The organism is Aurantiacibacter luteus (assembly GCF_001010945.1).
In the GTDB taxonomy this organism is placed as follows: domain Bacteria; phylum Pseudomonadota; class Alphaproteobacteria; order Sphingomonadales; family Sphingomonadaceae; genus Alteraurantiacibacter; species Alteraurantiacibacter luteus.
This window is the reverse complement of sequence record NZ_LBHB01000003.1, coordinates 39,000-52,334: the sequence shown is the minus strand read 5'-3', so window position 1 is coordinate 52,334 and position 13,335 is coordinate 39,000. Positions and strand designations below refer to the sequence as shown.

Here is a 13,335-nt window from a genome sequence, read left to right as displayed (position 1 = left end):
GCGCCGGTGGCGGTCTATACCCGGCTCTCGGCGGAAACGCTGGCCGCGCTCGTCGCGCAGTACGATGTCGGCGACCTCGTCAGCGCCAAGGGCATCGCCGAGGGCGTGTCCAATTCCAACTGGCTGGTCGAGACCACCGGCGGGGCCGAGGGCAACCGCTTCATCCTGACCATGTACGAACGGCGGATCGACGTGGGCGAACTGCCGTTTTTTCTCGGCCTGCTCGACCACCTGTCCGCCGCCGGCCTGCCCGTGCCGCGCACCATCCACGACCGCGCGGGCGCTGCCTCGCGCGAGATCGATGGCAAGGCGGTGGCGCTGATCGAGTTCCTGCCCGGCGTCTCGGTCGGCAGCCCGACCCCGGCGCAGGCCCGTGCGATCGGGGCGGTGCTGGCGCGGATGCACCTTGCCACGCGCTCCTACGGACAGAGCCGCGCCAACGATCTCGGCCCGGACGCCTCCGCCCGGGTGCTTTCGGGCCACAGTGAGGGCTCGCTCGGGGGGATCGGCGAAGGCCTGCCCGCAATGATGGACGAGGCGGCTCGGGTCGCCGCCGAGTGGCCGCAGGGGCTGCCGCGCGGCGTGATCCATTCCGATCTGTTTCCCGACAACGTCCTGATGCTCGGCGACGAGGTGAGCGGGCTGATCGACTTCTACTTCGCCTGCGAGGACGCGATGGCCTACGATCTTGCCGTTACACACGCCGCCTGGAGCTTTGCCGACGAGGGGGCGACCTACCGCGCCGAGGTGGGCGATGCCCTCATGGCCGGGTACGAGAGCGTGCGCCCGCTCGAACCCGCCGAGCGAGCGGCCCTGCCGCTGCTGGCCGAGGGTGCGTGCCTGCGCTTCGTCTCCAGCCGCGCGCACGACTGGCTCGACACTCCGGCGGACGCCCTCGTCACCCGCAAGGATCCGATGGATTTCGTGCGCCGGTTCGAAACCTATCGCAGCGGCGGCGCGGGGCTATTCGCATGAAGCAGGTGGAGATCTTCACCGACGGCGCCTGCAAGGGCAATCCCGGCCCCGGCGGCTGGGGCGCGCTGCTGCGCATGGGTCGGCACGAGAAGGAGCTGTCGGGCGGCGAGGGCGAGACGACCAACAACCGCATGGAAATGACCGCGGCGATCCGCGCGCTGGGCGCGCTGATCGAGCCCTGCGAGGTCGCGCTCTACACCGACAGCCGATACCTTATCGACGGCATGACCAAGTGGATCCACGGCTGGCAGAAGAAGGGCTGGATCAACGCCAGCAAGAAGCCGGTCCGCAATGCCGATCTCTGGCACGACCTGATCGAGGTCGCACGCCCGCACACCGTGCACTGGCACTGGGTGAAGGGCCATTCCGGCCATCCCGAGAACGAGCGCGTCGACCGGCTGGCGAGCGACGCGGCGGAGGCTGCGGCCTAACCCGCAAAGCGCTGCGGCGTATAAAGGCGCGGGTCGAGACGCTCGGTCATCGCGTCGCGCGGCAGGCCGAGCAGCAATTGCGCGCCCAGCCGGGCTGCGGCGGGCGCGGTCTGGATGCCGTAGCCGCCCTGCCCGGCAAACCAGAAGAAGTCCGGCACCGCCGCGTCGAAGCCGTAGACCGGCAGGCGGTCGGGCGCGAAGCTGCGCAGGCCGGCCCACTTGTGCTCGAGCGCCGCGATCCGCCAGTCGACCACCTGCTCGAAGCGGTCGATGGCCAGCGCCACGTCGATCTCCTCGGGCGCGGCATCGCATGGGTCGGAGGGTATCTCGTCGTGCGGGCTCAGCCACAGGCGGCCATTCTCGGGTCGGAAATAGAATTCGCCGCCGAGGTCGAGAACCAGGGGCAGGTCGGCGGGGGGCAGGGGATCGGTGCGCAGTTGCATCACCGTGCGGCGATAGGGCTGCACGCCGAGCGCCTGCGCGCCCGCCATTTGCGCCACGTGATCCGCCCAAGCTCCCGCAGCATCGACGAGTACGGCCGCGCGCACCTCTCCCGCAGGACCGAAATCCAGCCGCCACCCGTCGCCCTCGCGCTCCGCTGCCGCGAGCCGGTGATTGGTGCGCAGCATTGCTCCGCCCCTGCGCGCGGCGGCGAGGTAGTGCTGGTGCAGGCCGCCCACGTCGATATCGGCGCAATGCGGCTGGAGCAGGCCCTGTGTCCAGTCGGCCCGCACGCCGGGAAGCCTGGCCTCGAGCGCGTCGCGGTCAAGCCGCTCGAGGGTAACGCCGGCGTCGGCGAAGCGGGCGAGGAAGTCGTCGACCGCCTGTCCCTGCCCGGCACGCGCGACATAGAGCCCGGCGCGAGGCGAGAGGAAGCCGTGCTCGCGCAGGTACGGCCCGCTCGCCAGCGTCAGCGGCACCACGTCGGGGCCGCCGTAGCATTCCTCGTAGAACGCCGCCGAGCGGCCGGTGGTGTGATAACCCGGCTGGCTCTCCGCCTCGACGATCAGCACGCCGGCATGGGGCGCGAGCTCGGCGGCCAAGCTCGCGCCCGCCATCCCGGCGCCCACGATCACCACGTCGAAGCGCTCCGCCATCAACCCAGCCGCGCGGTCAGGAAAGCGTCAATCGCCGCCAGCGCCCGGTCGCGCACGGGGTCGACCTCGCGCAGCACCTCGTGCCGCGCCTCGGCGCCGAAGATCAGCGCCTCGGCATCGGGCAGGCGCGCAAGCGCCGCGCGAATGGCAGACGGGCTGACCAGCCGGTCGGCATCGGTGGCGACGATGAAGACGGGCAGGTCGACCGATTCCAGCGCCCCGCGCCGGAACATCGCGCTGCTGCTGGTCGCCGCACTCCGCACCCAGCCCCAGCTACCGGGGCCGAGCCTTAATTCCGGCCGCGCCTCGCGCCACCACAGCTCGTCCTCGTAACGCGCGTCGTCGTGGGTGAGCAGCGTACGACGCATCCCGGCGCGGGTGCCGGGGCGCTCGGAGATCTTCCATGCCGGACGCCGCGGATCGCCGAGCCGCGTCATCAGCCACGAGAAGCCCCGCTTGAGCGGCAGCGGCAGCATCTCGGGAAAGGTGTCGAGCATGGGGGCGGAAAGCACCAGCGCATCGGGCCGGGGCGTCAGCACCTTTTCGATCGCCGCGCGCATGACCAGGTGGCCGCCCATCGAGTGGCCCACCAGCACCAGCGGCCCTTCGCCCTGCTCGGCCCATTCCGACCAGAAACCGGCAAGGTCGGCGATCCATTCGGCAAAATTGCCGATATGACCCGTCGTGTCGTCCGTGCCGAAACGGCCGGATCCGCCCTGTCCGCGCCAGTCCGCCGCGCTGACCCGCCAGCCCTGCTGTCGCCAGTGCTCCAGCGTCTCCAGGTACTTCTCGTAGGCATCGCCGCGCCCGGCCATGAACAGCAGCGAACCGCGCACGGGCGTGCCTGCGGTCGGCCCGGGCCAGTCGATACGGCGAACCGCGTGCCCGTCGGCGGCGATCCATTTACCCTCCACGGCATCCGCCGGGATGGCACGCCGGTCGAAAGAGGCCTGCCCGGCTTCGGTGTGTTGGCTAATTTCAACCTCCTGCCAGTGGTTACTTTTTGGTAAGCCATCCGCGCTAGCACGGAGCCTCAAAGGGAATTTGGGGGCTACATGCTGGACGATCCGATCAGATACGGTCTGCTTGCCGCGCTTGCAATCGCGCTGCTGGTGGCGGCCTTCACCGACCTGCGCTCTCGCCGCATCGCCAACTGGCTGAACGGCGCCATCGCGCTGGGCGCTCCGCTGTTCTGGTGGGCGAGCGACCTGTCGCTGTGGCCCGATGTCGCCATGCAACTGGGCGTGGCCGTGGCCACCTTCGCCGTGCTGTCCGTGCTGTTTGCCCTGCGCGCGATGGGCGGCGGGGACGTGAAACTGCTTACCGCGCTCGCCCTGTGGATCCAGCCCGCGCTGTTCCTCAAGCTCGTCGTGATGATGGCGCTCTTGGGCGGCGTGCTGACGCTGGTCTTCGCCGCCTGGCACGTGATGCGGCGGCAGAAGGACAGGCTCGCCATTCCCTACGGCGTCGCCATCGCGATGGCGGGCCTGTGGGTCATCGTCAGCTTCTATTTCCCCGACCCGGCGAACGCCGCCTCGATCACGCACTACGCGGGGTGAACCCGATTTTAACCATTTCCGCCGTATCCGGCAGAAACATTAAGCCAAGACACTTTTGAGGGGGCTTTGAGCACCATGGACAAGAAGAAGCTCATCCTGCTGGTAGGCGCGCTGATCATCGCGATCGGCACCGCGCTTGCCGCCCGGAGCATGTTCGCCGGAGCCGCGGCTCCCCAGGCCGAGGCCGCGCCGGTCGAGCCGCAGGGACCCAAGGTCCTCGTGGCCAAGCGCAGCCTGCCGGTCGGCACGATCATCACCGCCGACGCCGTGGCCTACCAGCTGTGGCCGCAGGAACTGGTGCAGGATGCCTACTTCATCGACGGCGAGGCCGACATGGAGCAGCTGCTCGGCACCGTGGTGCGCCATCCGATCACCGCCGGCGAGCCGGTCACCCAGGGTTCGCTCGTCTCGCCCGGCGATCGCGGCTTCCTCGCCGCGGCGCTCGGCCCGGGCATGCGTGCCGTTACCGTTCCCGTTTCCGCGCGGACCGGTGTGGGTGGCTTCGTCTTCCCCGGCGACCGTGTCGACATGGTGCTGACCCAGACCCTCGGCGCCGAGGACGGCGGCGAGGACCTGCGTACCTCCGAGACCATCCTTACCAACCTGCGCGTGCTGGCGACCGACCAGTCGACCGAGACCTCCACCACCGAGGACGGCCGCACCGTGGTCCGCGCCTTCCGCACGGTGACGATGGAAGTCACCCCGCGCATCGCCGAGAAGATCGCCGTTGCCCAGACCATCGGCACGATCAGCCTGGTGCTGCGCTCCATCGCCGACAACCAGACCGAGCTGGAGCGGGCCATTGCCGCCGGGTCGGTGGACCTGCCCGACAACGCCTCGGCGGAGGAAGAGGAAGCCCTGCTGCGCCGCGCCGTGTCGCGTCCGCAGGACGGTGCCACCACCTTCACCACCGGCGGCGACGTGTCGCGCTTCCAGCGCAGCTCGGTGCCCCGTGCCGCTCCGCCGCCCGCCGCTCCCCAGCCGCAGGTCCAGGGCGCGCCGCAAGTGATCTACAGCGGGCCCTCCGCTCCCGCCGCTCCCTCGGGACCGACGGTGCGCGTCAGCCGCCGCCAGAACGTGACGGTGGAAACCGTCGACCGCGGCGCCGGCGCCATGCTCGACCGGCAGGCCGGCGGCATGAACCGCATGGCCCGCACCGTGGGCGGGCAGTGATCGCCATGACCATCGCTGACCGCACACCCGCCCGCATTCCCAACGGAACCGCTCCGAAAGGCAAGACAATGACCAGCCGTCTCGTCAAGACCGTCCTCAGCGCCGCCGTGGCCCTCGCGCCGCTCGCCGTGCTGCCGGCCGCCACCCCGGCGCAGGCCCAGTCCATCGCTCCCGCCCAGGATCTCGTGATCTCGATCGGCCGCGGCGAGCTGGTGACCGTGCCCGGCAACATGGCCGACATCTTCGTCGCCAACGAATCCGTCGCCGACGTCCAGGTGAAGTCGCAGCGCCAGCTTTACGTCTTCGGCCTCTCGGGCGGCGAGACCACCATCTACGCCAGCAACGCGGCGGGCGACATCATCTGGTCGGCCAACGTGCGCGTGGGATCGAACATCGACAGCGTCGACCAGATGCTTTCGCTGGCGATGCCCGAGGCAAACATCTCGGTCGCCACGATGGGATCGAACACCGTGCTGCTGACCGGCACCGTGGGCGCCCCCGAGGATGCCTCGGAAGCCGAGCGGCTGGTGCAGGCCTTCGTCGGCCCCGAAGCGAACGTGATCTCGCGCCTGCGCATGGCGACACCGCTGCAGGTGATGCTGCGGGTGCGTTTTGCCGAGGTCAGTCGTTCGCTGGTGCGCAACATCAGCTCGAACTTTGCCACCATCGACACCACGGACGGGTTCCAGTTCGGACTGGCGCAGGGCCGTCCGCCCAGCGTGTTCAGCCCAGGGCGCCCGCTCGCCACGGGTCCGGATTCGCTCATGACGACGATCCCGAACCCCAACTTCAACCCGGCCTTCCCGATCTCCGACGCCAACCCGCCGCGTATCCCGGCGGAAGGCTCGGCCATCACCGGCGCCAATCTGGGCAGCACGCTCGGCCTGTTCGGCGAGTTTCTCGGCCTCGACATCGGCGCTGCGCTCGACCTTGGCGAACGCCGCGGCCTGGTCACGACGCTGTCCGAACCGACGCTGGTGGCGCTCTCGGGCGAGACCGCGGAGTTCCTCGCCGGCGGCGAATTCCCGATCCCGCTCAGCCAGGGCCTTGGTACCACCACGGTGCAGTACAAGAACTACGGCGTCAGCCTCGCATATTCGCCGGTGGTGCTGTCGAACGGCCGCATCTCGCTGCGGGTTCGCCCGGAGGTGTCGGAACTCTCGACGCAAGGATCGGTCGTGCTCAACGGCTTCCAGATCCCGGCGCTGACCATCCGCCGCGCGGAAACCTCGATCGAGCTCGGCTCGGGCGAGAGCTTCATGATCGCCGGCCTGCTGCAGAACAACTCGCAGCAGGTCGTCGACCAGCTTCCCGGCGTGGGCGACCTGCCCATCGTGGGCAGCCTGTTCCGCTCCAGCGAGTTCCGCCGCGGTGAGACCGAACTGGTGATCGTCGTCACCCCGTACCTGGTGCGCCCGGTGAACGATCGCGACATCATGCTGCCGACCGACGGCTTCGGCGTTGCGGCCTCGGGCGAGCAGTACCTGCTCGGCCGCGAGACCGCGGGCCAGACGGGCGGCCGCCGCCCGATGCCGCGCGCCGCCGGCGAAGCGCCTGCCGGTCCCGCCGTCAGCGCCGCCGACCAGAGCGCCCAGGCGCTCGCCGCGGGCCAGACGCCGGAAGGCGCCCCCGCCCGCTCAGCCAGCGCCGCCGCGCTGCCCGGCTTCAGCTTCGACAACGGAGAGTAAAGCACATGACCTACCGCACCAAACGCACCTGTGCATCGGCCCTTGCGCTCGCGCTCGGCCTTGCCCTCTCCGCCTGCGGCACGATGACCGCCGGTGACAACAACATGTCGCTCGACAGCACCAACCAACCGGTGGTGGAGCGCGCCAACTACGCGCTCGACCTCGCCACCAGCGATGCCGGCCTCAGCGTGCCCGAGCAGGCCCGTCTGGCGGACTGGTTCGAGACGCTGGACCTGCGCTACGGCGACCGCGTGTCGATCGACGATCCGGTCGGCAACCCGGCGACCCGCAACGCCGTGGCCGCCGTCGCCAGCCGCTTCGGCCTCCTGCTGGCCGATTCCGCCCCCGTCACCGAGGGCTACGTCAGCCCCGGCAACGTGCGCGTCGTGGTGACCCGCTCCATCGCCTACGTGCCCGGCTGCCCGATCTGGGACGACGAGTACGGCTTCGAACGCGGCAACCAGACCTCCACCGGCTACGGCTGCGCGGTCAACACCAACGTGGCGGCGATGATCGCCAATCCGGAAGACCTGCTGGAAGGCCAGCACGGCACGGGCGAGACGGTCATCATGACGTCCAACCGCGCGATCAACGCCTATCGCAACGCCACCCCCACCGGCAACGGCGGCGGCGCGCTGCCCGAAGTCGCATCCACCGAAGGAGGTAGCTAAGTCATGAACGCACAGTGGAAACCCGGCCCGCTCGGCAATCGCGAGCCGTTCAGCGCCTTCATCTGCGACGACAGCGCGCTGGACGTGCTGCGCCCGGTCGTGATCGAGATGGGCTGGCAGCCGGAGAAGTGCAACAAGGGCGGCCTGCGCAATGCCATCCAGTCGCTCTCGATCTCGGCCAGCCCGGCGATCCTGATGGTCGACCTGTCGGAAAGCGGCGACCCGCTGAACGACATCAACGCCCTTGCCGAGGTCTGCGAACCCGGCACGGTGGTGATCGCGGTCGGCCAAGTGAACGACGTCCGCCTCTACCGCGACCTGCTCTCGAGCGGCATCCACGACTACCTGCTCAAGCCCCTGTCGGCGAGCCAGCTGCGCGATGCGCTGACCAACGCGCAGGCGGTGTTCGCCAACCCGCGCGGCGGTGACGGCGGCGACCACGAGCACGAGCACATCGCCACGGCCGTGGTCGGCACCCGCGGGGGCGTCGGCGCCTCCACGCTGGCGACCTCGCTGGCATGGCTGTTCTCGATCGAGCACGAGCGGTCTACCGCGCTGCTCGACCTCGACGTGCACTTCGGCACCGGCGCGCTCAGCCTCGACCTCGAGCCCGGCCGCGGCCTGACCGATGCCATCGAGAACCCGAGCCGCATCGACGGCCTGTTCATCGAACGCGCCATGATCCGCGCCAACGACAACCTGGCGATCATGTCGGCCGAGGCGCCGATCAACTCCCCGCTGATGACGGATGGCACCGCCTTCCTTCAGCTGGAGGAGGAGTTCCGGCAGGCCTTCGACATGACGGTGATCGACCTGCCGCGCAACATGCTGATCAACTTCCCGCACCTCTTGACGGACGTGAACGTGGTGACGCTGGTCACCGAGCTCACGCTGGCCTCGGCGCGCGACACGATCCGCATTCTTTCCTGGCTCAAGGCCAATGCCCCCGGCGCGCACCCGATGATCGTGTGCAACAAGATGCAGGCGGGTGCGGCCGAGATCAGCAAGGCGGACTTCGAAGCCTCGATCGAGCGCAAGATCAACTTCCAGATCGCGCTCGACCAGAAGGCCGCGGCCAATGCCGCCAAGCTGGGCCAGACCTTCATCGAGGCCAACAAAGGTTCGAAGACGGTCGCTCCGATCCGCGAGATCGGAAAGACCATCGTGGGCGTTAGCGACGACGGCGGAGCCTCCCTCGCGGACAGCGGCAAGAAGGGCGGCGGCCTCGGCAAATTCGACCTGAAGTCGCTGCTGAGCGGCGCGGTCAAGAAGTCGACCCCCGAGACGGCCCCCGAACCCGCCGAGTAAGGGCGGCAGCGCGCGCGGCCCTTTGCCGCGCGCCACTTCCCCACCTCTCGCGATTGAACCCAGGTAGTTAGAAAAGGCGGATCATGACAATCATCCAACTCCTCCTAGTGGCCGGTGGCCTGATGGGATTGATGATCCTCGGCTATCTGGCAATGACGGGGAAAAGCCCGACCAAGGAAGGTCAGCGGCGCTTGCAATCGGTTCGCTACCGCCATTCCGAAAGCACCACCGACAGAGTCGAAAGCCAGCTGAAAAAGGCCATCGCGTCGCGCAAGCCCAAGCAGTTCAGGGCGGCGGGCTCCGGCTCGCGGCTGGAAGCGCTGCAGGTTCGGTTGAATCGCACGGGCAAGAAGTGGACGCTGTCGCAGTATATCTACGCGTCGACGGGTCTCGCGGTCGTGGTTACGCTGCTGCTCTACCTCAAGACCGGCGCCCCCGCGCTGGCGCTGGGCATTGGCATACTGGTGGGTGCCGGACTGCCGCACATGGTGGTGAGCAATTTCATCAAGCGCCGCACCGCGCAGTTCAACGCCAAGTTTCCCGATGCCATCGAGCTGCTCGTGCGCGGTCTGCGCTCCGGCCTGCCGGTCGCCGAGACGCTGAGCGTCGTCGGGCAGGAATTGCCCGGCCCGGTCGGCCAGGAATTCCGCGCCGCGGTCGAACGCATCCGTATCGGCCGCACGATGGAGGAATCGCTGCAGGAAACCGCCGACAAACTCGGCACACCGGAGTTTCAATTCTTCGTCATCACGCTCGCCATCCAGCGCGAGACGGGCGGCAACCTGGCCGAAACCCTTTCCAACCTCGCCGACGTGCTGCGCAAGCGCGCGCAGATGAAGTTGAAGATCCGCGCCATGAGCTCGGAATCCAAGGCTTCGGCCTACATCGTGGGCGCCCTGCCCTTCATCGTCTTCGGCATGATCTACTGGATCAATCCGGAATACGTCGGCGGCTTCTTTACCGACGATCGCCTGATCGTGACGGGGCTGGGCGGCCTGGTGTGGATGAGCATCGGCGCCTTCATCATGGCCAAGATGGTCAGCTTCGAGATCTGACGGGGGACTGGACGAAATGTTGCTTATGACTCCCTCCACCGGACCCACGCTGCTCGGCGTCGATGTCCTGCTCGTGGGCTCGATCCTGGCCGGGATCGCGGCGCTGGCGATGGTATTTGCCATCTATGCCGCGGTAACCGTGAAGGACCCGATGGCCAAGCGCGTAAAGGCTCTGAACGCCCGCCGCGCCGAACTCAAGACCGGCATGATCACCAGTTCGGCCAGGAAGCGCCAGAGCTTGGTGCGCAAGACCGACACGACCGAAAAGATGAAGGACACGCTGCAGGGCATGAAGGTCCTGCAGGAAAGCCAGGTCAAGGACGTGCAGCAGAAGCTGGCGCAGGCCGGATATCGCAACAAGGAGATGGCGGTCGTCATCATCTTCGCGCGCATGGTGCTGCCCGTCGTTTTCGGCCTTATCGGCGTCGTGCTGTTCTATTGGACCGACACGTTCCCCGACTGGGGCAGCACCAAGCGTTTCATGGGTTTTGCTGCACTGGTTATCGCCGGGTACAAAGGCCCGGAAACCTACCTCAAGAACATCGCCAACAAGCGCACCAAGGCGATCCAGAAAGGCCTGCCCGACGCACTCGACCTGCTGGTGATCTGCGCCGAGGCCGGCCTGACCGTGGACGCCGCCTTCAACCGCGTCGCCCGCGAGCTGGGCCGTGCTTACCCTGAGCTGGGTGACGAGTTCGCGCTGACGGCTATCGAACTGTCGTTCCTGACCGAACGTCGCCAGGCCTTCGAGAATCTCGCTTACCGCGTGGATCTCGATGCCGTGCGTGGGGTGGTGACGACTATGATCCAGACCGAGCGTTACGGCACGCCGCTGGCCTCCGCCCTGCGCGTGCTCTCCGCGGAATTCCGCAACGAGCGCATGATGCGCGCCGAGGAAAAGGCTGCGCGCCTGCCCGCCATCATGACCGTGCCGCTGATCCTGTTCATCCTACCGGTGCTGTTCATCGTCATTCTCGGCCCTGCGGCCTGCTCGATTTCGGATGCCTTTTCGGGCGACGGTCCGGGCAGCAACAGCGGCGGCTGAGCCGGAACCGAGCAATCGAAAGGCCCCGCCGGTGCGCACCGCGCGGGGCCTTTTCAATTCAAGTGTTCCGCCCTTGTTGCCGCCGCAGTCGCCCCCTAACTGACGCCGGTGCTCTCGCTTTTGCGCCTCGTCCTTTTTCGCTTCTGCCTGCTGACCCTGATCTGTGCAGCGCTGCTTCAGGCCACGCCCAGTCGGCCTTTTATCGACGATGATCGCCGCGGCTCCGCCTTCGATGCGACGACGATCGAAGTGGCAGTGCTCGCCCCGCGATTATCCACGGATCACGGTCTGCCCGTGCAGCCCTTCGATCCTCCCACGCCCGCTCTGCTGCCGCCGACAGCCCTTGCCGCCGTAGCCGGCAGTTTCGAGGCCCCTCCGCGGCAAACCGGACCGCCTCCCGCGAGTCCGCGCGACCTTACCCCTCCATCACGGGCGCCCCCGAAAAACACCTGAACATGAGGCCCGCGCCGCGGGCCGATTTTCCTATCAATTCAGGTGAACCAAATGACCAATATCCAGGCAGATTCTGCCAACTCTTCCGCGCGTTACGACGAGATCGAGCGTCTGCTCAATCGCTATCCAGATGTCGACGATACGGAGCTTGGCAAACTCAAGCACTGGTTCGTACGGGAAGCGAGCGCCTTCGATGTCGCCAGCCTGGCAAGCCGGCACCCGAGGGGCTATGAGCAGTTCCGGAGCGATATCGACGGGTTCAAGCCCAAGGATTACGCGTTGCTCGCGGCGATCGTCGGTATCGTTGGCGCCCTGTTACTACTCGCCTTGTAGCCAACACCTGCGACGAACTTGTCCGGTTGCCTCGGTCAGCCCTCTGCGCTCATGGAGCACACGGGCTGGCCGGGGCGTGCCAAGCGATCGTAGCTACTTGATGCCGTAACCGCCGCCCGAGAGATCATCGTCCAACAGTCCGTCCGCCTGGTGGCGCGCGCGGTCGAGCAGGGCGCGAAAGAGGTCGAGCTCGTCGCCGCTGAAACCCTCGAAAAGCTGCCGCTCCATCTCCAGCGCGAGGGGCATGATCTCCGAATGCATGGCGTGACCTTCCGCCGTCAAGTCGAGCAGGTGCGAGCGACCGTCCTGCTCGTTCGGCGTGCGCGCCGCCAGGCCGCGTTCCTCCAGCACCTTGCAGGCGCGGTTGACCGCCACCTTGTCCATCAGCGTGCGCCGGGTGAGGTCGCGCTGGGTCAGCGCGCCGGCATCGCCGAGCACCGCCATCACCCGCCATTCCGGGATCGAGAGACCCCAGCGCTGGCGATACTCCATCGCGATCCGCCCGCTCACGGCGTTGGATGCCAGCGAGAGCTGATAGGGCAGGAATCGGGCGAGCGCGCTGTTCGGTTGCATACGCAACTACAAAGGCAATTTTGCGCCCCAATGCAAGCGCGCACGAAAGCGCGCCGTTTCGGGCGATTTACGCCTTGCCTTCGCCGAGAAGGCCGACGAGCCGTCCCGCGACCGCGTCGAGCCGGGCGCTCGCGGCCACCGGCCAAGCATCGCGCGGCGTGACGATGGCGGCATCGAGTACGGTGTCGATCGGGCTGGCCTCGCGCTCGGCAGGCAGGGCCGCGCCCAGTTCCGCCAGCAATGCTCGGGCATTGTCGGCATTGGCGGCCATCGTGCGCATGATCTCGGCAACTTCGACATCGGCGCCGGCATCGCGCCAGCAATCGTAGTCGGTGACCATGCCGACCAGCGCATAGGGAAGTTCGGCCTCTCGCGCGAGGCGGGCTTCGGGCATGGCGGTCATCCCGATGACGTGTGCGCCCCAGTCGCGGTAGAGCAGGCTCTCGGCCCGGGTGGAGAACTGCGGGCCCTCGATGGCGACGTAGGTGCCGCCCTGGTGTACCGTGGCCCCCGCCTTGTCCGCCGCGCCGGCCGCCATCGCGGAAAGCCGGGGGCATACCGGGTCGGCGAGCGGCACGTGGGCGACGATGCCGTCGCCGAAGAAGCTGCGTTCGCGCAGGCCGGAGGTGCGGTCGATCAGCTGGTCGACCACCACGAAGTGGCCCGGTGCGAACTCTTCCCTGAGGCTACCGATGGCCGAGATCGCCAGCACGTCCGTCACCCCGCAGCGCTTGAGCACATCGATGTTGGCGCGGTAGTCGACCCTGCTCGGCGAGAGGCGGTGGCCCGCCCCGTGGCGCGCGATGAAGGTGAACCGGCGGCCCCCTATCCTGCCTGTCACGACCGGGCCCGACGGTTCGCCAAAGGCGCTCTTGACGGCGATCTCCTGCGCATCCTCCAGCGCGCCGGGCTCGTATAGCCCGGACCCGCCGATCACGCCGATGTGCCAGTCGTCGCCTGCCTTTGCCATCGTT

Annotated in this window: 14 protein-coding genes; 10 read left to right on the top strand and 4 right to left on the bottom strand. The window is 68.0% G+C overall.

The features are described 5' to 3' along the window. Positions 1 to 6 precede the first annotated feature (6 nt). Positions 7 to 975 carry a homoserine kinase gene (thrB, locus tag AAW00_RS11925; protein ID WP_047004676.1) on the top strand — a complete coding sequence of 323 codons (969 nt, stop codon included), beginning with the start codon at positions 7 to 9 and terminating at the stop codon, positions 973 to 975. Further along, positions 972 to 1,406: a ribonuclease HI gene (gene rnhA, locus AAW00_RS11920; RefSeq protein ID WP_047004675.1), complete on the top strand. Its 435-nt coding sequence runs from the start codon at positions 972 to 974 to the stop codon at positions 1,404 to 1,406. Before thrB ends, rnhA begins: the two co-directional genes overlap by 4 nt. Here rnhA and AAW00_RS11915 read toward each other — a convergent pair. Further along, complete coding sequence (locus AAW00_RS11915) at positions 1,403 to 2,503, bottom strand: NAD(P)/FAD-dependent oxidoreductase (RefSeq protein ID WP_047004674.1); 1,101 nt, start codon at positions 2,501 to 2,503, stop codon at positions 1,403 to 1,405. The genes rnhA and AAW00_RS11915 overlap by 4 nt on opposite strands. Beyond that, positions 2,503 to 3,417 (bottom strand): alpha/beta fold hydrolase, encoded by a 915-nt coding sequence (locus tag AAW00_RS11910; protein ID WP_241461729.1) that lies wholly within the window; start codon positions 3,415 to 3,417, stop codon positions 2,503 to 2,505. The genes AAW00_RS11915 and AAW00_RS11910 overlap by 1 nt, the downstream gene beginning before the upstream one ends. A 141-nt stretch (positions 3,418 to 3,558) precedes the next feature. Between AAW00_RS11910 and AAW00_RS11905 the strand changes: the two genes are divergently transcribed. The 8 genes from AAW00_RS11905 to AAW00_RS11870 all read left to right on the top strand — a co-directional run bounded on the left by AAW00_RS11905 (position 3,559) and on the right by AAW00_RS11870 (position 11,788). Continuing rightward, positions 3,559 to 4,062, top strand: coding sequence for an A24 family peptidase (locus AAW00_RS11905; RefSeq protein WP_047004673.1), 504 nt, complete (start codon positions 3,559 to 3,561; stop codon positions 4,060 to 4,062). A gap of 75 nt (positions 4,063 to 4,137) precedes the next feature. After that, positions 4,138 to 5,235, top strand: a complete 1,098-nt coding sequence (gene cpaB / locus AAW00_RS11900) for a Flp pilus assembly protein CpaB (protein ID WP_047004672.1) — start codon at positions 4,138 to 4,140, stop codon at positions 5,233 to 5,235. A 68-nt stretch (positions 5,236 to 5,303) separates the two neighbouring features. After that, positions 5,304 to 6,923, top strand: a complete 1,620-nt coding sequence (locus AAW00_RS11895; RefSeq protein ID WP_082125060.1) for a type II and III secretion system protein family protein — start codon at positions 5,304 to 5,306, stop codon at positions 6,921 to 6,923. A gap of 5 nt (positions 6,924 to 6,928) precedes the next feature. Continuing rightward, positions 6,929 to 7,594 carry a CpaD family pilus assembly protein gene (locus AAW00_RS11890; protein WP_047004671.1) on the top strand — a complete coding sequence of 222 codons (666 nt, stop codon included), beginning with the start codon at positions 6,929 to 6,931 and terminating at the stop codon, positions 7,592 to 7,594. Positions 7,595 to 7,597: 3 nt separating this feature from the next. Further along, a complete protein-coding gene (locus AAW00_RS11885) occupies positions 7,598 to 8,902 on the top strand; it encodes a pilus assembly protein CpaE (RefSeq protein WP_047004670.1) in 1,305 nt (434 codons plus the stop codon). 83 nt (positions 8,903 to 8,985) lie between these two features. Continuing rightward, positions 8,986 to 9,957, top strand: a complete 972-nt coding sequence (locus AAW00_RS11880; protein ID WP_047004669.1) for a type II secretion system F family protein — start codon at positions 8,986 to 8,988, stop codon at positions 9,955 to 9,957. Between the two features lie 25 nt (positions 9,958 to 9,982). Then, positions 9,983 to 11,002 (top strand): type II secretion system F family protein, encoded by a 1,020-nt coding sequence (locus AAW00_RS11875; protein WP_187331022.1) that lies wholly within the window; start codon positions 9,983 to 9,985, stop codon positions 11,000 to 11,002. A 504-nt stretch (positions 11,003 to 11,506) separates the two neighbouring features. Next, complete coding sequence (locus tag AAW00_RS11870) at positions 11,507 to 11,788, top strand: hypothetical protein (RefSeq protein WP_047004667.1); 282 nt, start codon at positions 11,507 to 11,509, stop codon at positions 11,786 to 11,788. A gap of 93 nt (positions 11,789 to 11,881) precedes the next feature. On the opposite strand, the gene AAW00_RS11865 is transcribed toward AAW00_RS11870, so the two are convergent. Both AAW00_RS11865 and mtnP read right to left on the bottom strand, forming a co-directional pair. Then, positions 11,882 to 12,361 (bottom strand): MarR family winged helix-turn-helix transcriptional regulator, encoded by a 480-nt coding sequence (locus AAW00_RS11865; protein ID WP_047004666.1) that lies wholly within the window; start codon positions 12,359 to 12,361, stop codon positions 11,882 to 11,884. A 67-nt stretch (positions 12,362 to 12,428) separates the two neighbouring features. Beyond that, positions 12,429 to 13,331 carry an S-methyl-5'-thioadenosine phosphorylase gene (mtnP, locus tag AAW00_RS11860; protein ID WP_047004665.1) on the bottom strand — a complete coding sequence of 301 codons (903 nt, stop codon included), beginning with the start codon at positions 13,329 to 13,331 and terminating at the stop codon, positions 12,429 to 12,431. Between the last annotated feature and the right edge of the window lie 4 nt (positions 13,332 to 13,335).